Source organism: Pyxidicoccus sp. MSG2 (genome assembly GCF_026626705.1).
GTDB lineage: Bacteria > Myxococcota > Myxococcia > Myxococcales > Myxococcaceae > Myxococcus.
Window position 1 is genome coordinate 3677452 of the sequence record NZ_JAPNKC010000001.1, and the last position, 26181, is coordinate 3703632.

Consider the following 26181-nt stretch of genomic DNA (forward strand, 5'->3'; position numbering starts at 1 on the left):
GGCTCAGGCGAGGATGGGACGCAGCGGGTCCACGCGGGTGATGCTGTAGTCGAGGCCCGCCGAGGCGAGCACCGTGGCGATGATGTGCTCGGGGAAGATGTTGGAGCCGTTCGGGTCCGCGGCGCCGGTGCGCAGGTCGAACGTGCCCGGCGACATGCCGATGTCGCCGCTCTTGCCAAAGACCTGGTTGTGCTTGATGCCCGCGCCCATGAGGAGGGCGGAGCTGCACAGGTGGTGGTCTCTTCCGCCGGAGGCATTGATGAGCGGCGTGCGGGCGAACTCGGAGAACACCATGATGGTGGTGTGGTCCATGAAGTTACCACCCGACGGGTGCGGGCTGGCGCGCAGGTCGTCCACCAGGCTGGCGAGCGCGTCGAAGCCGCGGCGCTGGTTGCTGGCGTGGGTGAGCTGGGTGCCGAAGTGCGTGTCCAGGCCGCCCGTGAGGTTGATGGTGACGCACTGGGCGATGCCCTTCTTCAGCGCGGTGGCCACCGTCGCGGCGCGGCCCGCCTCGTTGTCGATGGAGCCCGTGGTGGCCAGGCCGTAGCGCGTGCGCACCGCCTCCATCTCCGGGTTGGTGGTGTCCTGGAACTGGAAGGCCTTCTCCAGCCCCTGTGACAGCACCTGCTGCATCTGGTCCCGGCTGTTGGAGTAGGTGGTGCCCACGCCGCGCGTGCCGTACGCCGCCTGCTCGCAGTTGATGGGCTGGCCGCGGAAGTCCACGAGCTGCTTCTCGATTTCGCTGTCCAACTGCTGGCTGGCCGCGCTGGGCCGCAGCGTGAGGAGCAGGTCATCCCGGCGGCTGACGCGCAGCGCGTTGGCGTAGCCCCCGTAGCGGTCGTTGTACGACTCGACGTTGTAGGAGATGGACGCGATGGGCACCCGCGGCTTCATCTGACCGACGATTTCCGTCGCCGTGGAGGAGCCGCGCGCGGCGCTGCCGATGGGGAGCTTGCCGGTGAGGAAGTACCGGTAGCCCACCTCGTGGCCCAGCGTGTTCATGTTGATGCCGCGCACCACCGTCATCAGGTCGTAGTGCGACGCCAGCCGCTCGCCCACCGCGGGCCCGAAGTCGATGTTGGGCCGGCCCGCGCCGGAGCGCTCGGCCGGGAGGATGGGGCGCGTGGAGAAGCGCGAGTCGTTGATGAGGTTGTAGCCGGGGAGGATTTTCGTCTCCGACGCGCGGTCGGCGGTGAACTCGTCCGGGTCTCTCGGGTCGAAGGCGAGGAGCTGGTCCCAGCCGCCGCTGAAGTACACGAAGACGAAGCACCGGTCCGCTGGGGCCAGCTCCGCGGCCTGGGCGAAGGCGCGGAAGGGAATCCCGCCCAGCAGCGTGGAGCCCATGAAACCGGCGGCGGCCTTGAGGAAGGTGCGGCGCTCGGGGAGGACGTTCTCGTCGCGGTTGTTCTTCTTCATCGCAGGCTCTCCCAAGCTCAATACGTGATGAAGCGCGGGTCGGTCAGCATGGCGATACACACCAACGCCAGGACCTGGTCCCGCTTCTTCGTGGTGCCCGCCAGCGTCTCCACCCGCGTCGCCGCCTGGGTGAAGAGGCCCACCCACTTCGTCAGCTCGTCGCCCGCCAGCGGCGAGCCCCAGAAGCGCGTGGAGTTGTAGACGAGGTACTCGCGCACCTGCGCGTCGGTGAGCTTGCGCAAATCATCCCACTTGCCGGGCAGCGTGCGGCTGAGCGTGCGCAGCGCGGGGTCCGCCTGCGCGATTTCCGCCTTGGACTGCTCCAGGCAGACGTAGCGCGCGCCGTCCTCCAGGAACTTGGCGAAGACGAGGTTGGGCTCGGTGTTCTCGCTGGAGACGAGCGCGTAGTCCGCGCGGCCCAACGACGGGGCACGCACGTCGATGCCGTCACGGCCGTCCGCCGTCAGCCAGCGGCGGCCCACCGCGGTGAGGATGGCGGCGTCCAGCTGGGACACGGTGAGCCGGCGCGGGGCGCGGCCCACGCTGCCGCCCTGGGCCTCGGGGTCCGGCAGCGGCTCGTAGTTGTCGTTGGTGTGGGGATTGGGGACGGGCTCGAGCTGGCCATCCAGGGGCGGAGGCGTGGCCTTCTCCTCCGACTTCTGGCAGCCGGAGGCCAGCGCGAGCAGCGCGGCGGTCAGGACAAGGCGGCGCATTTAATCAATCCTCCGGTAGGCGTCCGTCGTCACCACCCGCTCGATGAGCGACTTGAGCTTGTGGCCGCTCTTCGCGAAGTCCTGCGACAGCGGCGTCAGGTACATGCGCTGCTCCTCGGTCGTCATGGGCCGGCCGAGGAACTCGTTCCAGATGCGCTTCACCGTGCAGCGCTCCAAATCACCCGTCTGCAGCATGCGCTGGACGAGCAACTGGGGGCCGGCCTCGATGTTCTGCTCCTCGTCGGCCGTGCGGTAGAGGTACGTCTTGAGCATGCCCAGGCTGTTGGCGCCGTCGCCGTCATACGCCTGCATGACGTACTGGCCGCACTCGCCGCCGCAGTTGGTGTCGCCGTTGAGGGCGCAGTCGCGGCACTTGGGGTCGAAGCGGGGGAACTGGTCCCCAGGGAGGAACTGGGCGGCGCGCTCGGCGTAGCGGCCCCAGTGCGCGCCGGTGGGTTCAATCGTCGCGTGGCAGTAGTTGCAGCCGCAGCGCACCGCGAGGTTGTTCTGCCGGTTGCAGGAGTCCTCGGGGGGAGGCAGCGAGGCGTCCGCCGGCGGGGAGAACGTCTTGCAGAGGAAGGCCTCGTAGAACTCGTTCACCCGCGCGCGCTGGGTGGGGAAGCGGTAGAGGAAGGCGGGGGTGGTGAGGACGCCCGCGTGCTGCGCGTCGCGCGTGTACTCCACCCAGGCGCCGTTCTCCTCGTAGGGGATGGCGGGGATGGTCTGCGCGTCCGCGGGGGACGTCACGCTGAAGACGCCCACGCCCTGCTTCTGCCGGTAGTACTCGGCCAGGGTGCCGTTCACGAAGGAGCGGCGGGTGGTGAGGATGTTGAAGTAGGGCTCGTCGCGCTTCACCACCGACTCGGCGATGCGCAGCGGCTCCTCGTTGAAGGCGGCCACGCGCATGTCGTGCACGGAGCGGACACCCTGGGCCGTAATCGCGTTCACCTCGCAGCGGCGCAGGCGGTCCCCGCAGCCGCAACTGCGGTCACTGGCGAAGCGCGCCGCCTCGCACGAGGCCATGGTCCACGGGTTCTGCGCGCGGTCCTGCGCTTCAATCGCACACACCTTGACGGACGCGGGCGTGGTGGCCGTGGCCCAGTACGGCGGCTTCGCGGTCATCACATAGCCCTCGCGCTGGACGCAGCCGCGGCGCGGGGCGTAGTTGCCCTTCACGTTGTCCTTCAGCTCCAGGTCCAGCGTGCAGCGCTTGAGGTCCGTCAGCGTGGGCTTGGAGGGGATGTTCGGGTGCTCGAAGGCGGTGACGCGGCCGCTGGCGTCCGTCACCTCCACCGTCAGCGCGGCGGTGGTGCTCTTGCCCGGGTCCGGCAGGCAGAGGAACGAGTCCATGGCGGCCCCGCGCCTGTCACAGAAGTACGTGTACTTCTTCCAGGTGGCGTTGGCGGCCAGGTCGGCGCACGTGCTCACCGCGTTGCTCGTCGCGGTGGCCAGCGCCGTGCACTTGTAGAAGTTGGTGTCGTAGTCGAAGGACACGGGCATGGGCACGCCCATGTCGTCCCGGCACTTGAGCACCTTCTCGCGCAGGGGCGCCGCGTGCGCGTCCGGCTGCGTCGCGGTGAGGCAGGCGTCCTGTTCAATGGCGGAGTCACACCCGGCGCCGTTGACGCCGCGCAGCCCGGTGGAGCTGTTGTTGCCGAAGAAGAGGATGCTGTCGGCGGCGCCCGAGCCGTTCAGGCGCGAGTTGCCGTTGTCGAAGACGCTCGCGGAGAGGTTCGAGCGGAGCAGCGCCCGGTGGTAGTTGCGGATGCGGGCGTAGAACTCGTCCTTGCCCATCATCGCGCGGATGTCCTCCACGTCGACGGAGCCCTTGGCCTGGGCGGCCTTGTACTCCTCATAGCTGGGGGGGCGGCCGAGCAGGTCCAACGACAGCTGACGGAGGTGCCGCTCCAGGGGCACCTTCGCGACGGGCGCACAGACGGCTTCTTCAGCGGAAGCCGGCAGGGCCAGAAGGAAGGCGGCGCCAGCCAGGGCGGCGAGGCAACGCACACGGTCCAAGAGGGACCTCCGAGAGGGGGGGTCGGGGGTGACCACTTCCGAGTATGCTGGGTTTCCCTGTTGAAGATCAAACGACGGTGCAACAAATCCTCATGCGACATGTATGAGCAGGTCGTTCCTGCAAGGCGGTGGCGGTTGCAACGGGGTGGGCGTCGCGAGAGATAGGGGACTCATGTCGAACGCCGCCCCCGCTGCCCTTCCCTCTCGCGTGAGTGACAGGACCTTCTTCGCCTTCACGGCGGTGGTGTCCGTGGCCGCGCTGTCGTTCCTCGCCTGGCTGCTGCTGGTGCGGCGCGGGGGCGCGGGGGGCGTGGATCTGCGCTTCCTGCCGGCGGTCAACGCGGGGCTCAACGCGACGGCGGCGGCGCTGCTCATCGCCGGGTGGGTGGCGGTGAAGCGCGGAGCCAGGAAGGTGCACCAGTACCTGATGGTGTCCGCCTTCGTGGCGTCGTCCCTGTTCCTGGTGTGCTACCTGGCCTACCACTACGCGCACGGCAGCACGCGCTACGTGGGGGACTGGCGCGGGCTGTACCTGGCCATCCTGGCGAGCCACGTGCTGCTGTCCATGCCGGTGGTGCCCATGGCGCTGGTGTCCTTCTACTTCGCGTGGCGCAAGGAGTTCACCCGGCACCGCAAGGTGACGCGGTGGCTGGCGCCCATCTGGGTGTACGTGTCGGTGACGGGCGTCGTCGTCTTCTTCATGCTCCGCGGCAGCGTGCCCGCGGTGCCGTAGGGCGCGCGCTCACCGGGAGTTCGCGGACGAGGAGCCCTCGCCGGCTTCGGCGTCCGCCCCCTGCGCTCGCGCCGGCTCCGCGCTGTCGGGCATGCCACGCGGCAGGCGCACGATGAAGGTGGTGCCACGGCCCTCCTGGCTCTCCACCTGGATGGTGCCCCCGTGCAGTTCCACCATGCGGCGCGCGCTGGCCAGTCCCACCCCGCTGCCGGAGACGTCCCGGGACACGTTGCGCCCGCGCCGGAAGCGCTCGAAGACATGGGGCAGGTCCTCGGCGGGAATGCCGATGCCCTCGTCGGACACCTCCAGCCGCACCCCGTTCGACGGGTTGCCCCGCTCCTCTGCCAGCATCACCGTGACGGTGGTGCCGGGGGCGCTGTACTTCACCGCGTTGCCCAGCAGGTTCTCCAGCACGCGCTCCAGGGCGCGGGCGTCCCAGTGGCCGGTGAGGTCCCCGCCCTCCTCGTTCAGGATGAAGCGGTGCCGGGCGGACGCCTCCAGCGCGTGCACCTTGGAACCCACCAGCGCGCGCAAATCCAGGCGTTCGCGGCGCAGCGGCTGCTCCTGGCCGCGCGTCGCCTCCAGGAAGTGGTCGATGAGCTCGCCCATGCGGTACGCGGCGCGGACGATGTGGTCCAACCGCGACTCCTGCGTGGGCTTGAGGGTGCCCTCGGGGAACTGGCGGCGCAGCACCTGGGCATTGAGGGCGATGATTTGAATGGGCCCCTTGAGGTCGTGCGTGGCCAGGGCGAACAGCTCGTCGCGCACGGCCAGCGCCTCCTGGGCGGCCCGCTCCGCGCGCTCGGCGCGCACGCGGCGGTCCTCCAATTCGCGCGTCATGCGCACCGTGTCCACCGCGCCCCGGAGGCTGCGGCGCAGGCGCTCCGCGCTGTAGGCGTCCTTGATGAGGTAGTCCTGCGCGCCCGCCTTCATCGCATCCACCGCGACGCGCTCGCTGCCGCTGCCGGTGAGCACCACCACCGCGGGGGCCGCCCCCGGGTAGCGCGCGTGCAGCTCTCGCAGCAGGCCCAGGCCCGTCATGCCCGGCAGGTGGTAGTCCACCAGCATGACGTCCGGCGGCGCGGCGGCGATGCGCGCCAGGGCCTCCTCCGCGGACATGACGGACTCCAGCAGCCAGGTCGCATCCGGGTCGCGCTCCAGGGCGCGGCGCACGGCAAGCCGGTCTGAGGGACTGTCGTCCACCAGCAGCACGCGAAGGCTCATGTCGGTGAGTCCTCCGGGCCCGGCAGCCGCGCCGCGGCGAGCCAGAAGGACTGGAGCGCGCGCGCGGCGGCCTCCAACTGCTCGCCGGGCTCCGGCTTGAAGAGGTAGCTGTTGGCGCCGTCCGCGTAGGCGCCCTCCACGTCCTGCCGCTCCGTCGAGCTGGAGAAGATGATGACGGGGATGCAGCGCAGCACCGGGTCCGCCTTGAGGCGGGACAGCACCTCGCGGCCGCCCATGCCCGGCATGTGCAAATCCAACAGGACCAGCGCCGGCCGCGTGGCCCCGGCGTAGCCGCCGCGCTGGTAGAGGTAGTCCAGCGCGCTCTCGCCATCCCTCAGGCGCACCAGGGGCAGCGGGAGGGGAAGCCGCCGGGCGATGCGCTCGAGCGCCACCGCGTCCGCGTCGCTGTCCTCCACGAGGAGGAGGGGCCGCCGCTCCGTCATTCCGCCCCCCGGCCGAGCGTGAAGTAGAAGGTGGAGCCCTGCCCCGGCGCGGAGTCCACCCACAGCTCGCCGCCGTGCAGCCGCACCAGCCGGCGCGCAATCGCGAGCCCCGCGCCGGAGCCTCCGCCATACGCCTGCGCGGGGTGCAGCCGTCGGAACATCTCGAAGATGGTCTCGTGGAACTGCGGAGCGATGCCGATGCCCGGGTCTTTCACATAGAAAACGTAGGGCGCACCCGGACGGTCCGCCGGGCCGGGCCTGGATTCCCCCGGTCCGAAGTAGCCCAGCTCCACCCAGTGCGGCTCGGCTGCCTGGTACTTGGCCGCGTTGGAGATGAGATTGGCCCACACCTGATGAATGCGGACGGCGTCGCAGGAGACGCGAGGCAGGCGGCGCGGCAGGCGCACCTCGGCACGCCCCTCCCGCAGGCGCGCGGAGAGGGTGATGAGCACCTCGTCCACCAGCTCCTGCATGTCCGTCTCGCCCCAGGCCAATTCCAGGCGGCCGAGACGGCTGAACTCGAAGAGGTCTTCCAGCATCGCCTGGGCGCGGCGGGCGAGCCACCCCACCGCATGGAGGTGCTCGCGGCCCTCCGCGTCCAGTGTGGCCTCGTGGTCCTCCAGGAAGAAGGCCGTGTACTGCTGGATGCCGCGCAGCGGCTCCTTGAGGTCGTGCCCCACGGTGCCGCTGAAGGACTCCAGCTCCTCATTGGAGCGGGCCAGGGCGCGCGACAGGCGGGACAGCTCCGCCGCGTGACGCAGCACCACGCCCGCGAGCGCGCCGCGGAAGGACTCCGCCGCCTCCACGTCCGCGGCCGTCCACGGGGTGCTCGCGCCGCGCACCTCTTCGCGCCACGCGTCGAAGGAGGCGCGAGGGTGCAGCCGCGCATGGCCGGCCTCGGGCTCCGCGGGCTTGCGCGGATTGCCCGCCCAGGTGACGGTGCGCGCCACTTCCGGGCGGAACCAGAGGGCGAAGCGCGGGGCCTCGGGGTCCAACCGCACCGCGAGCAGGCCCGCGGCCACGTCCGCGCTCGCGGCCAGCGGTGTGTACCGCGTGCCCAGGCGCTCGGTGTGGAAGGTAGCGCCCATGCCAAAGTCCTTCGCGAGCCACGCGGCCAGGGCCCGCACCTCGGCCTCGCCGGGCGTCTTCCCGAAGAGGAGGGGTGCTTCTCCCGCATCCCTGTCCGCGTGCGCCCCCGACTCGAGGACGTCGCCGAGCAGCAGCGCCGCGCCGGAGGCGCCGGTCAGCTCCAGCAGCAGCGCGCCGTTCGCCTCCAGCGCGACGGGGAGCGAGGGGCCCTCGCCCAGTCGGGTGACGAGCTGGCCCTGGAGGCCCGCGCGGCGGGCGCGCGAGACAGCCTCCGCGCCGCGCTCCTCGGCGCCGAGCTGGAGGGCCAGCAGCCGCGCGAGCACCTCGCACGCCTGGCGCCGGGCGGCGGACACGTGGCGCGGCGAGAGGTGGTGGCAGGCGATGAGGCCCCACAGCGCGCCGTCCTTCAGCAACGACACGGAGAAGGACGCGCCCACGCCCATGTTGCGCAGGTACTCCAGGTGCACCTCGGACACGCTGCGCAGGGCGGCGCCGGACAGGTCGAGCGGGCGCTGCGTGTCCGGCAGCGTGGGTGGCACCAGCGCCACCGGACGCGCCGCCGCATCCGCGATGAGGCGCAGCGGGTTGCGCGTGTAGAGGGCGCGGGCCTGGACGGGGATGTCGGTCGCGGGGAAGTGCATCCCCATGAAGCTGTCCACACCCTCGCCGCGGCTCTCGGCCACCACCTCGCCGTGCCAGTCTGCGTGGAAGCGGTACACCATGACGCGGTCGAAGCCGATGAGCGCGCGCACCGCGTCCGCGGTGGACTGGAGGAGCGAGGACGTGCCCCGCGCGAGCCCCAGGGGCGACACCAGCCGGTGCACGGCGTCGAGCGCGTCCTCGTCCGCCCTCGCGTCAGCCGTGAGGGGCTCCAATTCCAGCACCGTGAGGCCGTCACTGTCGTGCAGCAGCGCGGAGCAGGGGCGGTCTCCCGCCTTCACGCGCACGGGCCCGGAGGCGGTGCCGGCGCGCACGCGCCGCAGCGAGTCCGCGTCCAGCACGCGCGTGACGGACTGGCCTCGCAGCGCGGCGGGTGACAGGCCGAACAGCGCTTCCACGTTGGCGCTCACCACCGCCACGGTGAGGTCGGACTCTCGGAAGGCCAGCAGCACGCCGTGCGGCTGCACTCCGCCGAGCAGGTGGATGGGCTCCCTGTCGCACTGGGTGAGGTCCAGCTCAGGTGCGGGAAGAGGCATGGGCCGTCTCCCGCAGCAGCCACGCCCCGAAGGCGTCGAAGGTGTCCTGAGCGCCCTTCACCACCCGCGCGTCGAAGTCACTGGAGGCCGCATGCGCCGCGGCCTCCGTGACGGACTGGCCGAAGGCGCGCCACATGGGGCCTACCTCGTCACCGTAGGCCTGGAGAAGGCGAAGTCGCCCACGGTGACGTCCGTGAAGTGGCGCTTCAGGTGACGGAGGATGAGCTGACCTCCCAGGGTGGAGCCCTCCAGCACGTAGAAGCAGCCCAGCGCCTCCGGCACACCGGACAGTGACGGCAGCAGGGCGCAGCGGGGGAGCCGGGCCAGTGAGCCGTCATCATGGCCGAGCGTGCGCAGGTCCTCCTCCAGCAGCGGCACCTTCCAGCGCTCATGCGCGCGCAGGGCGGGCACGGCATCCTCCAGCCGGGCGGCGAGCTGTGCCTCCAGCGGAACGTAGAAGCCGTACAGCGCTTCCAGGTGGCGGCGGTAATCGCCGGGTGTGAGGCCCGGGTCCATCAGTCGGACCGCGGCCTCGGTGCGCTCGTGGTGCGGGCGCGTCTCCGTCTTCAATCGCTGCAGCAATGACAAAGTGCCCGGAAGATGGCCCCAACCCCGGACGGTGGGAACCGGGTTCTTCCGCCGACTGTCCACCTTGTTACCCCTGTATGCACCTCACGACAGTCGGCGGACGGACGCCGCGTGACGGGGAGCTTGGGCTCACCGTGTGGCTACGGAAGTTGGCGCTCCAAGCGAGCCCGGGAGGGATGCGGTGGGCCGTGGAATGACGACTGAGTACAGCGTGGACTGGATTGGCGGCGAGCGCGTGTTTCGACTGTGGGGTTGGCACACGCCGCTCATCGTTGACGGGGAGATCAAGGACGCACTGGAGCGGACCGGCATCGTAGGGGGCGGTTCGACGAGGTCTGAATCAGTCGTCCCGGGGGGGCCGTCAGGAATGCGGGCAGCCATCCGCCCCTCGGGCCCATGCGAATCCTGACACTCGACACGGTGCCGACCCAGACCTGGCCCTATCAGTCCGCGGCACCGCGCGGCGGGGCGGAGATACGCCACTTCCCACTGCTGCGTGGCACGGTGGACGCCCTGCCCGAAGGCGTGGAGGCCCTGCTGGTGCTGTCGGACCTGCAAGGCGTGGCGCCGCACGCGCTGCATGACGGCGCCGTGGCGCTGCTGGGCGAGGTGCTGGCCGACACGCTGGCGTCACTGGGCGATGCGGGAGAGTTGCCGCTCCCGGCGCACACAGGCGTAGTGCTCGCGGGTGACCTGTACTCGGACGACAGCGCCACTGTCCGCGGAGCCTCCGGTGACGTGCGCGAGGTGTGGAACGCCTTCGCCGCGCACTACCGCTGGGTGGCCGGCGTGGCGGGCAACCACGACTCCTTCGGAAGTCCTCGGGACGAGGCGCGCTTCAAGCAGCAGCCCGGCGTGTACCTGCTGGATGGAGAAGCGGTGGAACTGGACGGCCTGCGCATGGGCGGCGTGGGCGGCATCATCGGCCGGCCCGACAAACCGGGACGGCGCGAGGAGGAGGAGCACCTGCGCTCGATACGTGCGGTGCTGCGAGAGGACCCGGCCCTCCTCGTGCTGCACGCGGGGCCGGACGTTCCCGGCACGCGCGTGCGCGGCAGCGCGCCCATCCGCGAGGTGCTGGAGCAACGCGAGGGTCTGCTCGTGGTGTGCGGCCACGCGCACTGGGAGGAGCCGCTCGCCACGCTGCACGGAGGCACGCAGGTGCTCAACGTGGACAGCCGCGCGGTGCTGCTCCAGCGAGCGAGCTGAGCGCCCCGCACTCCCGAGTAGCGAGCCCCCGGCCACTGCGGACCGGGAGCTCCACGAAGCAACGCTTCAGCGGCAGAAGCCGTCCGACCTGCACGTCAGGCCCGAAGCACAGTCAATGCTTGGGGCGAGGCAGCTCGGCTGGCACGCGCCCACGCCCGTCCCGTCGCCGTAGCAGCGGTAGTCGGTGCGGCAGTCCCCCTGCCCCGTGCTCACTTCCTCCGTACACGTGGCCAGACACGCCTTCGCGCCCGAGGCATTCACCGTGTAGCACTTGGAGCCCGCCGGGCACGCCGTGGTGGAGCACGCCTGCGTGCAGTACCCGCCCGGGTAGTTCGTCAGACACGTACCACCGGGACAGGAAGCGTCGCTCGTGCACGCGCCGCCCACGTCCAGCGTCGGGTCGTCGTCCACGGGCGCCAGCGGCACCAGGTCGTAGCTCACGCCGCTGAGCGTCTCGTCGTCCTCCAGCTCCAGCGGCTCGAAGGAGTCCAGGTTGCGCCAGAAGCCGGTGCGCTCTCCTTCCTCGAAAATCTCACCGTCCTGGTCGTCATCGATGGTGGCCAGCGAGTAGTACGTGCGCGGCTCCAGCTTGATGGAGTACGCGTAGTTGTCCACGGCGCGCGCGAAGGTGATGGCCTCCTCCGCCGCCTGCCACTCACCCGACCTGTCCTGCCACACGAAGGCGACGATGGCGTCCAGGTCCTGCGTGGACCCGACGCTGATCTTCACCGCCACCGAGGCCGTGCCTGCCGGGCCCGACAGGGTGGAGCCCGCGAGGTTCAGCGTCACCGTGTAGTCCCCGTCCGCCAGCCCCGTCGTGTTCACCGCCACGTTCAACGTGGACGAGCCGAACGCCGGCACCGGCACCGTCGCGCCGCCGGGGAACGACACCGCTCCGGCCTGCGTCCCCGTGGCGGTGGCCGTCACCGTCAGGTCACCGCCCTGGTTGCCACCCACGTTGCTCACCGTGAGCGCCTGCAGGCCGCTGCCCCGGAAGAAGAGCGAGTTGGTGGTGACGCTGAGCTGCGGCGGTGTCGTGGCCGGATTCAGGTCGGCGATACGGGCCAGTGCGGAGCGCGCGTTGATGAGGCCCGCGCCACACCCACCCGGGCACTGCGACGAGGGGATGGCGGTGGCCGTGGCCTTCAGCGTGCTCTCCGCCAGGGTGGTCGTGAGGCCCGGCCTCTTCGCCGCCATCAGCGCCACCACGCCCGCCACGTGCGGCGCGGCCATGCTGGTGCCCTGGAGGAAGATGTACGCGGGCTGATTGCTCTCATCCCGCGCGGTGGACAGCACGCCGTCCGGGTAGCTGTCGCCGTTGAGGTCCTCGGTCATCTCACCGCCCGAGGCCATGACGTCCACCTTCGCCCCGAAGTTGGAGAAGCTGCTGCGCCGCCCTGAGAAGCCGGTGGAGCCCACGCAGATGATGTTGTCCTGGTTGCACGGCGTGCTGTTGGTGGCGTCCACGTTCTCATTGCCCGCGGCGATGACGAAGATGGCACCGCGCAAGATGCCGCCGTTGATGGCCTCCTGGTAGATCTGCTGCGGTGGCGCGCTGCCGCCCAGGCTCAGGTTGACCACCTTCGCGGGGTTGGCGTTGGCCGGCACGCCCGTCACATCGCCGCCCGTGGCCCACGTCATCGCCGCGGCGATGTCGAAGCTGGTGCCACCCTGTTTGCCCAGCGCGCGCACCGGGAGGATGCGCGCATTCCACGCCACGCCCGCCACGCCGCTGGTGTTGTCCGTCTGCGCGGCCACGGTGCCCGCCACGTGCGAGCCGTGCCACGAGGAGCCACCGCTCGGCTCGTCGCCGCCCTCGTCCAGCGGGTTGGCGTCACGGCCGTTGGCATCGCCCGCGTTGGCCGAGTCCTGAATCATGTCGTAGCCGGGGAGCCTGCGGTTATCCAGGTCCGGGTGCGGGACGATGCCGGTGTCGATGACCGCCACCACCACGCCCGTCGCGTCGGACTCGATGTCCCACGCGGAGGGCAGGTTGATGGTGGGGTAGTGCCACTGGATGCTGTAGCCCTTGTCGTTCGGAACCTTCAGCTTGTACATGCGGAGGTTCCGGTCCGCGTAGCGAACACCCGGCAGCTTCGCGAGCTGCGTCACCAGCCCGCGCGTCTCGTCAGCCGTCACCGCGTGGCCGTCGACCGCCTCGAAGCCCACCAGGTGCAGGTACTCACTGGCGTAGCCCTTGTGCACCGCGCGGTAGCCGGAGAGCTTCGCGGTCTCCAGCACGTGCTCGGGTGACAGGCCCGCCTCTTCGAAGCGCAGGATGACGTCCCCGGGAATGGTGGGGTCCGTCTGCGGAATGCGCGCCAGCGGCGGCGCACCCGTCGGCGGCGGAACGATGGGCAGGTCCGGGTCCGTCACCACCGGACCGTCCTTGCGCAGGTGCATGCCGCGCAGCTTCTCCTTCAGCTTCGTCAGCTCGGCCTTGCTCAGCGGCGAGTGCACGACGCGGGAGACGCCACCCTCGGAGGACTCGTCATTGCTGCGGAACGGCGTCAGCTCGCCCTTGATGGTGGCAGTCGCGTTCGGATTGCCCGCGTCGGGACGGTCATCATCGTCGTCCTCGCCCGGGCAGGCGGTGGCGGTGAGCAACAGGAGACCCAGCAACAGCAGGCGGCGCATTCGGACAGACCCCCTCGGAACAACGGTCAGTGGGGGCAGCCTAGCATCGCCCGTGCGAGCGAAAACCGATTCTCAGCTCGCCATCACCTCGCCGCTTCCGCCCTCCGTGTCCTCCCCAACGTTGCCCTCGGCCTCGTCCTCCAGCTCGTCAACGCCGCGGGGCACGCCGTCCACATACGTGACGACGTTTCCCGGCATCGCGGGCACGCGGGGACCCGGTGTCACCACGCCGGTGAGGTTGAGCGGGTCCACGCCGGACAACTGCACCCGCACGCCCGACGGAGCCTGACGGCGCACCGCGCGCGCCACGTCCACCGCCTCCGGCAGCGCGAACTGCTCGCCCACGAAGCCCGCCACGAAGCGGCCACCGCGCACCTCGCCGCGCGCCTCCATGCGCCGGTAGACGAAGAGCAACTCGCGCCACGTGGGCGCCAGCGCCTCGCGCATGACCAGGTCCCTCCAGACGATGCCGTAGCGCTGGAGGAACAGCCGCGCGAGCTGGTCCATCACCTCGTCCTGGGGCTTCGGCTCGGCCGGGGCCAGCAGGCTCCAGCGTCCCGGGCCGCCGCGCTGCAACAGCTTCTGTCGCTTGCGGTGCGCCGGGCTCTGGAGGATGCGCAGGTTCTGCACCGCGTCCGCCGTCACCAGCCCGCGCGCCACCAGCTCCCACAGCGCGTCTTCAATTTCCGCGGGCAGCCGCCGCGCGCGCGACACCAGGTCCTGGAAGAAGCACGCGCCCCGGCGCTCCAGCACCGACACCACGTCCTTCGCGGGCACGCTCAAGTCGGGCGGCGTCCACACGTCGCCGTCGGCCAGCACCGCATGCGGGCGCGCCGCGGTGAGCATCCACTCCAGGTCCTCGCGCAGGGTGAAGGTCAGCGGCGCGTTGCGCGTGGGCGAGGCCCGCGAGCGCGGCGGCGGCGCGGGCTCCGGGTCCACCGGAGCGCCCCGGCGCGGGCCCGGCGGCGGCTTCGCGTCCTTCATCGTCAGCCGGCCCCAGGCCACCTCGCCCGCGTAGCAGGCCCGCTCCAGCATGTCCGGCGTGTAGCCGCGCATGCGCGCGGGCAGCAGGAAGCGCTCCCACGCGGAGGCCGGCGCCTCGTAGCCTTGCAGCAGGCGCACCGCCTTGAGCAGACCGGTGGAGCCGCGCAGCGCGTCCACGTCCTCCATGTGATGCCACCGGAAGAGGAAGCGCATGAAGTCCTGCGCGCTCAGCGGCTCGATTTCCTTGCGCAGCCGGCCCACCGTCATCCGGTGGATGCGCTGGAGCAGGCGCCTGTCGCACCACTCCAGCGGCGGCGTCTCGCCCGGAGCGAGCGGGGACTCCAGCGCGCGGAAGCGGCCGCGCAGCACGGAGCCCTGGGACTCCAGGCCGTGCAGGGCCACATTCACCTCGTCCTCGGAGAGCACGGTGAGCCGGGCCAGTTCCGCGACGGTGGTGGGCCCCAGCATCTCCATGCGCCCGCGCACCACCTGGAAGATGGCGGCGTCGCGCTCCACGGGCCGGTCGTACTCCAGCACCGGCAGCGGCGGCTGCGTCACCGCGTCCGGGAAGAGCGCGCGCACCGCGTTGCCCCGCTCCGCCGACACCAGGAAGCGCCCCGCCGGCAGCTCCAGCCACGCCACCCGCCCCTGCTTGAACAGGGGCACCTCCAGCCCGCGCGGCACCTCGTGCGCGTGGACGAGAATCAGCTGCAACAGCGCGTCGTGCAGCTCGTCCTCGTCGCGCATGGGCGGCGCGGCGTCCTCCACCACCGTGGCGATGGCCGCCGCGTCCAGCGCGCCGAAGGCCGCCGCGTCCTCGGCGGGCATGGCGCGGCGCAGGGCCACGTTGCGCACGCGGCGCTCCTCGGCCGGCGCGTCGTCGAGGAAGGTGTACGGCTGGCTGTGAATCATCGCGTGCGCGAAGACGCTCGGCTCCGGCACGTCGCGCGCTTCCAGCTTGATGCGGCCGTCGCGCATGCGACGCAGCACCTCGCGCAGGCCGTCGATGTCCATCGCCTCGCGCAGGCAGTCGTCCATCGTCTGCTTCACCAGCGGGTGGTCCGGCAGTTCAATATCGCCGCCCCCGTGGTTGTCCTGGCAGCCCACCTGCGCGGGGAAGACGGCGGCGAGCAGGTCCTCGCTGCGCGCGCGCTGGAGGTTGGGCGCCACGCGCTTGCCGCCCATCATCCGGTGCAGCGCCAGCGCCCGCGTGGCCACCCAGCGGAAGCGCGTACCGAAGATGGGCGCCTGCAACACCGCCTGCACCAGCACCTCCTCCACGTGGTCCGGATGGAGGAAGTCGAAGATGTCCGCCAGCGGGAAGGAGTGCTGCTCACCCAGCGACAGGAGGATGCCGTCCTCGGTGGCCGCCGCCTGCAACTCGAAGTCGAACGAGCGGCAGAAGCGCTTGCGCAGCGCCAGACCCCACGCGCGGTTGATGCGGCTGCCAAAGGGCGCGTGGATGATGAGCTGCATGCCACCCGCCTCGTCGAAGAAGCGCTCGGCCACAATCGTGGTGTGGCTGGGCACCGCGTCGAGCATCTTCTTGCCCAGTCGCAGGTAGCCCATGAGCGCGTCCACCGCGGGCGGCGGCATGCGCAACTGTTTCTCCAGGAAGGACTGCGCGTCCTCGCGCTCGAGCAACTCCTGGCGCAGCCGGCCCACCTGGGAGGACAGCTCGTCGGTGCGGCCCGGCGCCTCGCCGCGCCAGAAGGGCACGTTGGGCGGCGCGCCCCTCGCGTCCTCCACCACCACCGTGCTGCCCATGACCCGTTGAATCCGCCACGCGGTGCTGCCCAGCAGGAAGATGTCCCCGGGCGAGGACTCCACCGCGAAGTCCTCATCCAGCGTGCCCACCACCTTGCCCTCGGGCTCGGCGGTGACGCTGAAGGTGAAGGTGTCCGGGATGGCGCCGCCGTTGGTGAGCGCCGTAATCCGCACGCCCCTGCGGCCCTTGAGGCGCTGGTTGACGCGGTCCCTGTGCAGGTGGATGCCGGCCCGGCCCCGCGCGGCGGCGATGCCCTCCGACAGCACCTCCAGCACGCCCTGGTACTCCTCCCACGTGAGGTCGCGGTAGGGGTACGCGCGCTGGAAGAGACTGAAGAGGGCGCGCTCGTCCCACTCCTCGCAGGCGCACGCGGCGACAATCTGCTGCGCCAGCACGTCCAACGGCTTCTGCGGAATGCGCACCGCGTCCAGGTCGCCCTCGTGCACGGCGTTGAGGAGCGCGGCGCACTCCATCAACTCGTCGCGCGTCATCGCGAAGACGATGCCCTTGGAGATGGCGGCCTTGTGGTGGCCCGCGCGGCCCACACGCTGGAGGAGCACGGAGATGGCGCGCGTGCTGCCCAACTGCACCACCAGGTCCACGTTGCCCACGTCGATACCCAACTCCAGCGACGCGGTGGCCACCATGGCGCGCAATTGCCCGGCCTTCAGCTTCTCCTCCGCCGCCAGCCGGATTTCGCGCGACATGCTGCCGTGGTGGGCCGCGACGGTGCCTTCACCGAGCCGCTCGCCCAGGTCATGCGCCACGCGCTCCGCCATCTTCCGCGTGTTGACGAAGATGAGCGTGGTGCGGTGCTGCCCCGTCAGCTCCACCAGCCGGTCATAGATCTGGCCCCACATCTCGTGCGTGGCGAGCGAGGACAGCTCCGCGTCCGGAATCTCCAGCGTCAAATCCCACGGGCGCAGGTGGCCCACCTCCACGCGCCGGCACTCGCGGTGGGAGGCGCCGGTGAGGAAGCCGGAGATGGCGTCCAGCGGCTTCTGCGTGGCGGACAGGCCGATGAGCTGCGGCCGCACCTCCGTGAGCGCCTTGAGCCGCTCCATGGACAGGGTGAAGTGACTGCCCCGCTTGTCGCGCGCCAGGGCGTGGATTTCGTCCACGATGACGGTGCGCACCTTGCGCAGCGTGGCGCGGGCGCGCTCGGCGGTGAGGTAGAGGTAGAGCGACTCCGGCGTGGTGATGAGGATGTGCGGCGGGCGGCGCACCATCTGCGCGCGCTCGGAGGCCGGTGTGTCCCCGCTTCTCACCTGCACGCGGAGGTCCTGGGGCGTGTAGCCCTCTCCGCGCGCGCGGGTAAGCAACTCCTCCAGCGGCTGGAGGAGGTTCTTCTGCACGTCGTTGCCCAGCGCCTTGAGCGGCGACACGTAGAGCACCTGCGTGGCGTCCGGCAGCGTGCCCTCCAGCGCGAGGCGGAAGAGGGAGTCCAGCGCGGCGAGGAAGGCAGTGAGCGTCTTGCCGCTGCCCGTGGGCGCGGCGATGAGCACGTCCTGGCCGGCCTGGATGAGCGGCCAGCCCTCCACCTGGGGGCGGGTGGGCTCGCCCAGCCGCTCGGCGAACCAGCGACGCACCACGGGATGGAACGACGCCAGCGCGGGATGCGCCGCGCACTGCTCGGCGAAGTCGAGGCTGATCTGCGGGGCCATGCGCACCTCTCTAGGAGCAGACTGAACACAGGTGCAGCCCGGCGTCAACGCGCCGCCAGTGTCCCCGGGCGCTACGTACGGCCCGCATCCCCGTGCCTCGGCCCCCGATATGCATCGGGCAAACCCTGAACACGCGTCGTCTCGCGAACGGGTGCACGGGCGGCGGTGTCACCTACTCTCCATGAGCGGCGACGCGGCGCGGCGGTACGAGGGAGTCGTTGCACCTCGCGTGCTAGCCCTTCTCCACCCGCCATGCGCCCCTCTCCCAGCCTCTACGCGCTCGAAGCGCTCAACCCGGATGGCTTCCTCGCCCTCCGCCCCCACGGAGGCGGCGCCGCGGCCCCCGACGACTTCCTCTGTGACTATGCCAACCCCGCCGCGGAGGCGCTGCTGGGCACCGGACTGGTGGGCCCGCCGCTGCTCGCGAGCCGGCCCGCGCTGGGCGGCATGCTCGCACCATGGACGGCCACCCTCGTCACCGGCGCGCGCACCGAGCACGCCTTCAGTCACGGAGAGGGCGAGGCGGCGCGCCAGGTGCGGGCCCGCACGGTGCGCCTGGAGGACGGCCGCCTGGCCGTGTGGCTGGCGGACATCACCGAGGAGGCGCGCTTCGTCGTGGACGCGGAGGCCTTCGAGGAGCGGATGAGCGCCTACGTGGAGTGCATGCCGGACGCGTTCCTCGCGCTGGACGGCGGCTTCCGGGTGCGCCACGCCAACCGCGCCGCGGAGAAGCTCTTCGGCCAGAGCCGGGACGAGCTGCTGGGCCGTGTGCCGTGGGACGCGTACGCGGAGGAGCCCGAGTCCACGCTGCGCCGCCAGTTGCAGCGCGCGATGAGCACCGGACGCACGGTGGAGTTCGAGGAGTGTCTCCCCACGCCGCAGCTCCACGTCCGCGTCACGGCGGTGCCCGCGTCGGGCGGGCTGCTGGTGTACGTGGCGGACATCACCCTGCGCCGGCGCACCGAGGACTCGCTGCGCCGCACCAGCGCCCTCTTCACCGCCGTGCTCCAGGGCTGCACGGACGCCATCTTCACGAAGGACCTGGCGGGCCGGTACACACGCATCAACCCGGCCGGCGCGCGGCTGATGGGCAAGACGGTGGACGAGGTGCTCGGCCACACCGACGCGGAGCTGTGGCCGGACGAGGCACGCACCACCGCCTCGCATGACCGCGAGGTGCTCGCCTTCCGCCATACCTTCACCTACGAGGAAGCGCAGCGCGGCGCCAGGTCGCGCGTGTGGCTGTCCACCAAGGGCGTGCTCAAGGACGACACGGGCACGGTGTTCGGCCTGTTCGGCATCAGCCGCGACATCACCGACCGCAAGGCCATGGAGGAGGCGCTGCGGCGCAACGAGGCGCGGATGCTCCAGGCGCTGTCCGCCGCGTCGCTGACGCTCTTCGACCTGCGGCTGCCGGAGGGCCTGCTGCACTGGGAGCGCAACGCCGCCTCGCTCTTCGGACAGGCGGAGCTTCCCGTGGAGGAGGCGCTGGGCTCCTTCCTGTCCCGCATCCACCCGGAAGACAGGCTGGGCGTGGCCGAGCGGCTGGCCCGCTGCGCCGAGGCCCCCGGCGAGGTGGTGCTGGACTACCGCGTGCTGATGACAGACGGACAGGTGCGGCGCCAGGCGCTGCGGGCCCGCTCGCGCGCGGAGGACGGGCGCATCGGCCGAGTGCTCGGCGTGCTGGCGGACATCACCCACCGGCAGCCCGGCGCCAACGGCGTCATCCAGGCTGCTTGAGCTTCACGCGCGCGCCCGGGTGGCGCGCCACGGCCCCGGCGGGTGCTCGTGGCAACGGAGTGAGGCTCCCGGCGGAGCGGGGCCTTCAGCCGCGCGAGCCAACCACGGCGACCGGGGCTCGCGCCGCGCCGCGCGCCCAGGTGAGACGGAAGGTGGCGGCGGTGCCGTCGAAGGCGATGGGCTCCACCCGCACCTGCCCCGCGCCCGCGCACCGCAGCGTCTCCGCGAGGAAGCCGGCGGCGAAGTACGGGTTGTCCGCCGTCACGTCCTTCATCCACAGCGTGGCCGAGTCCTGCGTGGACTCCTCCACGCGCACCTCGTTGAAGTTGTTCCCGGCGCGGACGTTGTAGGGCACCCGCTCCAGCGTGCGGCGCGGGCCCAGGTGGGTGACGAGCGCCATGCTGGCCCGGCCCACGGACGTCTGCCGGAAGCCCTGGAGGTAGCGCGCGCCCAGCTCGAAGAGCGCCTCGTGCGGAGGCAGCGCGGGGTAGGCGTCCTGCGCGGCCACCCGGAGAAAGCCCCGCCACTGCTCCACCGTGTAGTGCGGACGCAGCGACTCCGACAGGTCCAGGCCCACCGCCTTCAGGCGCTGGCGGCCTTCACGGGTGAGGTGCGGGCCCAGGGCGCGCACGAAGAGGGCTTCCACGGACTGGGCGAAGATGAGCTTCTCGGACGGCATGACCGAAAGGTGGCAACAACCCCGTCCGGCGGCGAGGCTCAACGCATCGCATCCGTCCGCTTGTCATCATCGAGGCAGACGTACCGTGAAGGTCGTCCCACCCGGAGCGCTGGAGTCGACGTCCACGGCTCCCCCATGGCCCCGGATGATTTGCGAGGCGATGTAGAGCCCCAACCCCAGTCCCCCGGCGGAGCCTCCCTCCGGTCGGGACTTCCGGCCCCGACGCCAGGCGCTGAAGACGTGCGGCAGCTCCTCGGCGGGAATGGGCGGCCCCTGGTTGTGCACGCGCAGCACCGCGCCCTTCGGACCGCTCTCCGCGTGCACCGACACCAGGCTGTCCTCGGGGCTGTACTTCAGCGCGTTGGCCAACAGGTTGCCCACGGCCTGCTCCAGCCGGTCCGAGTCCCAGTCGCCCCGGCCGTCGCCCAGCACCTCGAGCTGCACCAGGCGTCCGGGATGGCTGGCGCGCAGCTCGTCCACACTGCGGCGCACCACGTCGAACACGTCACACGGCGCGCGCGTCACGGGGATGCCGCCGCCCAGCCGCGCGCGGGCGAAGTCCAGCAGCTGGCGGATCATCCGGTCCATCCGCTCCGCGCTGGTGAGGATGCGACCGGTGAGGTTGGCCTGGCGCTCGTCCAGCCCGCCGCGCCGCTGCAGCTGCTGCGCGGACATGGACAGGGCGTTGAGCGGGTTGCGCAGGTCATGCCCGAGCATGCCGATGAACTGCTCGCGGAACTCCTCCGCGCTGCGCTCCTCGGTGACGTCGCGCAGGGAGGTCGTCACCGCCAGCACCCGGCCGTCCGGGCCCACCGCGGGCGAGATGACGAAGTCGAAGGAGCGCGGGCCCCGGTCCGACATCAGGGAGATGGAGCCCCGCTGCACCTGGCCCGTGCCCAGCGACGCCTCCACGAGACGGAGGTAGGGCTCCAGCGCGGGGTCCTTCGCGCGCAGCTCCGCCAGCGTCAAACCCGGGCCGTGCGCGACATGGCTGCCGCGCGCCGCATAGAGCGCCTGGTTGGCGAAGAGCACGCGCCCGGCGCCGTCGTAGAGGACGATGGGGTCCGCCGCGCTGGAGATGGCCAGCTCCAGCAGCCGGCGCTGGTGCTCGACTTCCTGCGACAGCGCGCGGACCTCGCGCTCCGCCTGGCGCAGCCGCAGCAGGGCGTGGACCTGGGCGACCAGCTCCTCCGGGTCCACTGGCGCCACCAGGTAGCCATCCGCGCCGTGCTCCAGGCCCAGCGCCCGGTCGCCCGGCCCCACGGCCTGCGCGGACAGGTGCAGCACCAGCACATTGTGGGTGCGTGGCGCCGTCTTCAGCAGCCTGCACACCTCCAGCCCGCTGATGTCCGGCAGCCGCACGTCGAGGATGACCAGGTCCGTGTGCTCGTCCGCCAGCGCCAGCGCCTCGCGGCCGGCGGCGGCCTCCACCACGCGGAAGCCGGCCAGCCCCAGCACACGGGAAGTCACGTACCGGCTGGCGACGTCGTCGTTGACGTTGAGGATGACGGCGGGCTTGGAAGTCATTCGGTGGCCGGAACTCTTTCGTATCCGCGCCCCCCACCGCACGCCAAGCGTTACCGCCCTGGGAATGTCCGCTTCCCGGGTAGCCGGGCTGGCGGCGGTCATCAAACCGGCAAATAGTTCGGAGACGCTCCCGCCAGGGTCGGTTTCGGGGTAGTGAAGGCCGCATGCGTCCTCCCTGTCGCCCCCTCCCCGCGGATGGCCGCTTCCTCCAGGCCGTCGGCCCCACGCCGCTCGTCCCCGTCCGCCTGGAAGAGGAAGGCCCCACCATCTGGTGCAAGCTGGAGTTCCTCAACCCCAGCGGCTCCACGAAGGACCGAATCGCCCGGTACATGCTGGAGAAGGCGTGGCGTCTGGGTGAGCTGAGCCCGGGCGGCGAGGTCATCGAGGCGTCCAGCGGCTCGACGAGCATCGCCCTGGCGCTGGCCTCCGCGCAGATGGGGCTGCGCTTCACGGCGGTGATGCCGGAGGGCGTCACCGACGAGCGTCTGCTCACCATCCGCGCCTACGGCGGCGACGTGGTGCTGGTGCCGCGCGAGACGGGCGTGCGCGGCGCGATTGCGCGGGCGGAGGAACTGGCGCGCGAGCGCAAGGCGTTTGCCCCGCGCCAGTTCGAGAACCCGGACAACGCCGAGGCGCACCGCGTGTGGACGGGGCAGGAAATCCTGTCGCAGGTACCGGGCGGGCTGGTGCACGGCGTGGTGAGCGGCGTCGGCACGGGCGGCACGGTGGTGGGGCTGTACCAGGCCTTCGCGGAAGCGGGCTGCCCGGTGACGGCCTTCGTGGCGCGGCCCATCGCCGGGCTGGGCTGCGACATCGAATGCTGCAGCTTCAGCCCCCGCGTACCCGGCGTGGTGGACGGCATCTCCAAGCTGTACCGCGACGCGGACATGCCGGGGCGCGTGGAGCTGGACGTGTCGGACGAGCTGGCCATGTGCACCGCGCGCGCGCTCATCCGCCGCGGCTTCCCGGTGGGACCGTCCTCCGGCCTCAACTACGCGGCCTCCGTCGAGGCCGCGAAGCGGCTGGGCCCCGGCGCCCAGGTGGTGACGGTGTTCCCGGACCGGATGGAGCGCTACTTCTCCACCGAGCTCATCCAGCCCAGGCCCGCCGCCCGCGGCGTGGCCTGAAGGGCACCACCCCATGGAAGCCGCGCCCATGGAGAGCCGTGAAAGCTCCGGCCTTCCTTGATGACGCAACTTCCCAAGGCAACTCTCGATAATGGGGCAAGCTTTCCCACTATTTGAGAGTGCCCCCCATGAGCGTCCGCCTCCCCCCCGTCTCCACCGCCACGACGTCCCGTACCGCGTCGGCGGCGCTGACCCGCACCGCCGCCGCCACCGTGACGGCCCCTCCCGCCGGCCTGCGCAAGGGGGATGAGGGCCCCAAGGTGAAGCAGCTCCAGGACGCGCTGGTGAAGCTGGGCTACATGACCAAGGCCCAGGTCTCCACCGGCCCCGGCACCTTCGGCCCGAAGACCGAGGCGGCGGTGAAGAAGTTCCAGGCCGACAAGAAGCTGCCCACCACCGGCTTCTACGGGGACCTGACGCACGCGGCGCTGAAGAAGGCGCTGGCCGGGAGCAAGCCGCCCGTGGAGGGGCCGACGAAGCCGCCTCCGTCCACGCCGGGCACGTTCAAGAAGCCGCCCGTCGTCAGCGCGCCCTCGCCCAACTACAACGAGCGCGGCGGCAAGGACATCGACACCATCGTCCTGCACCACACCGCCTCCAACAACGGCGCGGGCGACCTGGCGTGGATGCGCAACCCGAAGAGCGAGGTGTCCGCGCACTACATGGTCGACCGTGACGGGAAGATCTACCAGCTCGTCAACGACCAGAAGCGCGCGTGGCACGCGGGCAAGGGCGAGCTGCACGGCGTGCCCAGCGACATCAACGGCCGCTCCATCGGCATCGAAATCGTCAACGCCGGCGACGGCAAGACGCCCTTCACCGAAGCCCAGTACAAGGCCCTCACCCAGCTCACCGGCTACCTGAAGCAGGAGTACAAGGTGCCGATGAAGAACATCGTCGGCCACGCCGACGTCGCGGTGCCCAAGGGCCGCAAGAACGACCCGGCGCCCAACTTCGACTGGAACCGGCTGCGCAAGGGCATCTCCTGAGCCAGGGTGCTCCCCCAGGGGCCGGCCGCGGTCCGGTAGGCGGCCGGCACCAGATGCGATAGGGAGCGCCCATGCTCTCCCTGCCCCTGGTGATGCTGGCGCTCGGCCTGTCCATGGATGCCACGGCCGTGGCGATGACGAGCGGCTTCTCGGCGCCCCGGGTGCGGGTGCGCGACGCGCTGCTGCTCGCCCTCTTCTTCGGCGGCTTCCAGGCGCTGATGCCCCTCATCGGCTGGGCCGCGGGCGCGCGCTTCGCGGACGCCATCGCCGCGTGGGACCACTGGCTCGCCTTCGTGCTGCTGGGCGGCATTGGCGCGAAGATGCTGCACGAGGCCTTCACCCATGAGGAGGGTGCCGAGGCCCCGCGCGCGAACCCGTTCAGCCTCCGGGTGCTGCTGGTGCTCGCGATCGCCACCAGCATCGACGCCCTGGTGGCGGGCCTCACCCTGCCGACGCTCGACGTGCGCCCGCTGCTGGCGGCCGCCTTCATCGGCGTCACCACCTTCGTGCTCTCCTTCGCGGGCGTGGAGGCCGGCCGGCGCTTTGGAGACCGCTTCGGACGCAAGCTGGACGCCATTGGCGGGCTGGTGCTCATCCTCCTGGGCGCCCGGACACTGTTCGAGCACCTGACAGCGGGCTGAGCCTCCGGCCGGATGGCCCGCGGGGAGTCCCCGTTCCAACGTCGCCTCGCACTGGGAGGCGGCACATGGGGATGCTTCAGTTCGCGAACGCCCGCATCTTCGACGGCAAGGGTGGAGGGCTCTCCGAGCCCTCGAACGTCCGGGTGAGGGACGGACGTATCGAGAAGATCTCGACCGCGCCCATTCCGGTGGAGCGCGGCTCCCAGACGACGGTCATCGACTGTGGGGGCCGCGTGCTGATGCCGGGGCTCATCGACGCGCACTGGCACTCGATGTTCGCGACCATGCCCGCGGCCGTCGCCGTCACCGCGGACGTCGGCTACCTGAACCTGGTGGCGGGGAAGAGCGCCGAGCGGACCCTGCTGCGCGGCTTCACGAGCGTGAGGGACCTGGGTGGCCCGGTGTTCGGCCTCAAGCGGGCCATCGACGAGGGCATCATCCCGGGGCCGCGCATCTACCCGTCGGGCGCGTTCATCTCCCAGACGGGGGGACACGGTGACTTCCGCCTGCTCAACGAGCTGCCCCGCGACGCCTCCGGCACCCTGAGCTACACGGAGCGCGTGGGGGCCGCCGCCATCGCCGACAGCCCGGATGAGGTCCGCCTGCGCGCCCGCGAGCAACTGATGCTGGGCGCCAGCCAGCTCAAGCTGATGGCGGGGGGAGGCGCCTCCTCGGAGCACGACCCGCTCGACGCCACGCAGTACACCGAGCCGGAGCTGCGCGCCGCCGTCGAGGCCGCGGAGAACTGGGGCACCTATGTCGCCGTGCACGCCTACACGTCGAAGGCCATCCAGCAGGCCATCGCGGCGGGAGTGAAGTGCATCGACCACGGGCAACTGGCGGACGAGCCCGCGGCGAAGCTGATGAAGGAGCGGGACGTCTGGTGGAGCCTGCAGCCCTTCCTCGATGACGAGGACGCCATCCCGATGCCGGACGAGGCCCGGCGGGCGAAGCAGTTGCAAATCATCGAAGGAACGGACAGGGCATACCAGCTGGCGAAGAAGCACGGCGTCCGGTTGGCCTTCGGCACCGACGTGCTCTTCACCCCCAGGCTCACCGAGCGGCATGGCGCGCAGCTGGCGAAGCTGACCCGCTGGTTCACGCCCGCGCAGGCGCTGAAGATGGCGACGGGGGACAACGCCGCGCTGCTGGCGCTGTCCGGGCCGCGAAACCCCTACCCCGGCAAGCTGGGCGTCATCGAGGAGGGCGCGCTCGCCGACCTCCTGGTGCTCGATGGCGACCCGCTGAAGGGCCTCACGCTGTTCGACGACCCGGACACCCACCTGTTGGTCATCGTGAAGGACGGCAAGGTCTACAAGAACCGCCTCGCCCCCGGCGGCACGGGGAGATGACGCCTGCTCCCCCGCGTGCGGCGGGGGCCATCCGGGCGCCCCCACCCTGCCCTTCACACCGCCCGTGAGGCCCGCTCGCGCGTTCCGTCCAGAAGCGTGCTAGGAACGGCCCCGTGCTGCGCATCTGGCTCTGCCTCAGCCTGCTGTTGTTCGCCCCGAGCGTGGGAGGGCTGCTGCCCACCCTGTCGGGTACGGCGGGTGAGGTGTGTGCGCAGCGCTGCGCGGATGACGACGAGCGCGGGCAGTGCGCTCCCGACTGCGCCGACTGCACCTGCTGTGGCCATGTGCGCTCCGTGGCCGCGGCCGACTTCGCGCCCTTCCTCCTGCCGCACGTGGAGCGGCCGCCCCGCTTCGCGCACGACGAGGACGCGCCGTCCTCCGCCGACCTGGGCGACATCCTGCACGTCCCCATAGTCGTCCTCGCGTAGCCCGAGTCCGTCGTCTTG

The 26181-nt window shown here is 71.2% G+C and carries 20 protein-coding genes; 8 read left to right on the forward strand and 12 right to left on the reverse strand.

Translation table 11 applies throughout. The annotated features are described in order from the left end of the window. Positions 1-3: 3 nt before the first annotated feature. Genes OV427_RS13900 through OV427_RS13910 form a run of 3 tightly spaced genes read right to left on the reverse strand, consistent with a single transcriptional unit; the run spans position 4 to position 4145 of the window. Positions 4-1416: a DUF1501 domain-containing protein gene (locus OV427_RS13900; protein WP_267856577.1), complete on the reverse strand. Its 1413-nt coding sequence runs from the start codon at positions 1414-1416 to the stop codon at positions 4-6. Between the two features lie 17 nt (positions 1417-1433). After that, entirely contained in the window at positions 1434-2129 is a 696-nt protein-coding gene (locus tag OV427_RS13905) for a hypothetical protein (protein ID WP_267856578.1), read from the reverse strand. Continuing rightward, the gene (locus OV427_RS13910) at positions 2130-4145 is read right to left on the reverse strand and encodes a DUF1585 domain-containing protein (RefSeq protein ID WP_267856579.1); all 2016 of its coding nucleotides are present in this window, start codon (positions 4143-4145) and stop codon (positions 2130-2132) included. Between the two features lie 172 nt (positions 4146-4317). Between OV427_RS13910 and OV427_RS13915 the strand changes: the two genes are divergently transcribed. After that, positions 4318-4878 (forward strand): DUF420 domain-containing protein, encoded by a 561-nt coding sequence (locus tag OV427_RS13915; RefSeq protein WP_267856580.1) that lies wholly within the window; start codon positions 4318-4320, stop codon positions 4876-4878. A gap of 9 nt (positions 4879-4887) precedes the next feature. Here the strand turns inward: OV427_RS13915 and OV427_RS13920 are convergent, their stop codons facing one another. The 5 genes from OV427_RS13920 to OV427_RS13940 are packed head-to-tail and all read right to left on the reverse strand — an operon-like array spanning position 4888 to position 9400. Further along, complete coding sequence (locus OV427_RS13920) at positions 4888-6102, reverse strand: hybrid sensor histidine kinase/response regulator (protein WP_267856581.1); 1215 nt, start codon at positions 6100-6102, stop codon at positions 4888-4890. Beyond that, the gene (locus OV427_RS13925; RefSeq protein ID WP_267856582.1) at positions 6099-6545 is read right to left on the reverse strand and encodes a response regulator; all 447 of its coding nucleotides are present in this window, start codon (positions 6543-6545) and stop codon (positions 6099-6101) included. Before OV427_RS13925 ends, OV427_RS13920 begins: the two co-directional genes overlap by 4 nt. Next, positions 6542-8830 carry an ATP-binding protein gene (locus OV427_RS13930; RefSeq protein ID WP_267856583.1) on the reverse strand — a complete coding sequence of 763 codons (2289 nt, stop codon included), beginning with the start codon at positions 8828-8830 and terminating at the stop codon, positions 6542-6544. The genes OV427_RS13925 and OV427_RS13930 overlap by 4 nt, the downstream gene beginning before the upstream one ends. Continuing rightward, the gene (locus tag OV427_RS13935) at positions 8811-8966 is read right to left on the reverse strand and encodes a hypothetical protein (RefSeq protein WP_267856584.1); all 156 of its coding nucleotides are present in this window, start codon (positions 8964-8966) and stop codon (positions 8811-8813) included. Before OV427_RS13935 ends, OV427_RS13930 begins: the two co-directional genes overlap by 20 nt. Positions 8967-8971: 5 nt before the next feature. Then, positions 8972-9400, reverse strand: coding sequence for a biliverdin-producing heme oxygenase (locus tag OV427_RS13940; RefSeq protein WP_267856585.1), 429 nt, complete (start codon positions 9398-9400; stop codon positions 8972-8974). 414 nt (positions 9401-9814) lie between these two features. Here OV427_RS13940 and OV427_RS13945 point away from each other — a divergent pair, with 414 nt between their 5' ends. Beyond that, positions 9815-10627: a metallophosphoesterase family protein gene (locus tag OV427_RS13945; protein WP_267856586.1), complete on the forward strand. Its 813-nt coding sequence runs from the start codon at positions 9815-9817 to the stop codon at positions 10625-10627. Between the two features lie 66 nt (positions 10628-10693). Here OV427_RS13945 and OV427_RS13950 read toward each other — a convergent pair whose 3' ends face one another. Both OV427_RS13950 and OV427_RS13955 read right to left on the reverse strand, forming a co-directional pair. Continuing rightward, entirely contained in the window at positions 10694-13264 is a 2571-nt protein-coding gene (locus OV427_RS13950) for a S8 family peptidase (RefSeq protein WP_267856587.1), read from the reverse strand. Between the two features lie 72 nt (positions 13265-13336). Then, entirely contained in the window at positions 13337-17680 is a 4344-nt protein-coding gene (locus OV427_RS13955) for a DEAD/DEAH box helicase (RefSeq protein ID WP_267856588.1), read from the reverse strand. A 252-nt stretch (positions 17681-17932) separates the two neighbouring features. Between OV427_RS13955 and OV427_RS13960 the strand changes: the two genes are divergently transcribed. Beyond that, positions 17933-19420: a PAS domain-containing protein gene (locus tag OV427_RS13960; RefSeq protein ID WP_267856589.1), complete on the forward strand. Its 1488-nt coding sequence runs from the start codon at positions 17933-17935 to the stop codon at positions 19418-19420. An 85-nt stretch (positions 19421-19505) separates the two neighbouring features. On the opposite strand, the gene OV427_RS13965 is transcribed toward OV427_RS13960, so the two are convergent. Both OV427_RS13965 and OV427_RS13970 read right to left on the reverse strand, forming a co-directional pair. Next, the gene (locus OV427_RS13965) at positions 19506-20099 is read right to left on the reverse strand and encodes a DUF2378 family protein (protein ID WP_267856590.1); all 594 of its coding nucleotides are present in this window, start codon (positions 20097-20099) and stop codon (positions 19506-19508) included. 66 nt (positions 20100-20165) lie between these two features. Then, positions 20166-21626: a sensor histidine kinase gene (locus tag OV427_RS13970; RefSeq protein ID WP_267856591.1), complete on the reverse strand. Its 1461-nt coding sequence runs from the start codon at positions 21624-21626 to the stop codon at positions 20166-20168. A gap of 164 nt (positions 21627-21790) precedes the next feature. Between OV427_RS13970 and OV427_RS13975 the strand changes: the two genes are divergently transcribed. From OV427_RS13975 to OV427_RS13995, 5 genes are all read left to right on the forward strand, one after another. Beyond that, on the forward strand, positions 21791-22753 hold the full coding sequence (locus OV427_RS13975; protein WP_267856592.1) for a PLP-dependent cysteine synthase family protein: 963 nt from the start codon (positions 21791-21793) through the stop codon (positions 22751-22753). A gap of 128 nt (positions 22754-22881) precedes the next feature. Continuing rightward, positions 22882-23742, forward strand: a complete 861-nt coding sequence (locus tag OV427_RS13980) for an N-acetylmuramoyl-L-alanine amidase (protein ID WP_267856593.1) — start codon at positions 22882-22884, stop codon at positions 23740-23742. Positions 23743-23813: 71 nt separating this feature from the next. Next, positions 23814-24383, forward strand: coding sequence for a manganese efflux pump MntP family protein (locus tag OV427_RS13985; RefSeq protein WP_267856594.1), 570 nt, complete (start codon positions 23814-23816; stop codon positions 24381-24383). 65 nt (positions 24384-24448) lie between these two features. Next, a complete protein-coding gene (locus OV427_RS13990; protein WP_267856595.1) occupies positions 24449-25735 on the forward strand; it encodes a metal-dependent hydrolase family protein in 1287 nt (428 codons plus the stop codon). Between the two features lie 113 nt (positions 25736-25848). Beyond that, a complete protein-coding gene (locus OV427_RS13995; protein WP_267856596.1) occupies positions 25849-26163 on the forward strand; it encodes a hypothetical protein in 315 nt (104 codons plus the stop codon). The last annotated feature ends 18 nt before the right edge of the window (positions 26164-26181 follow it).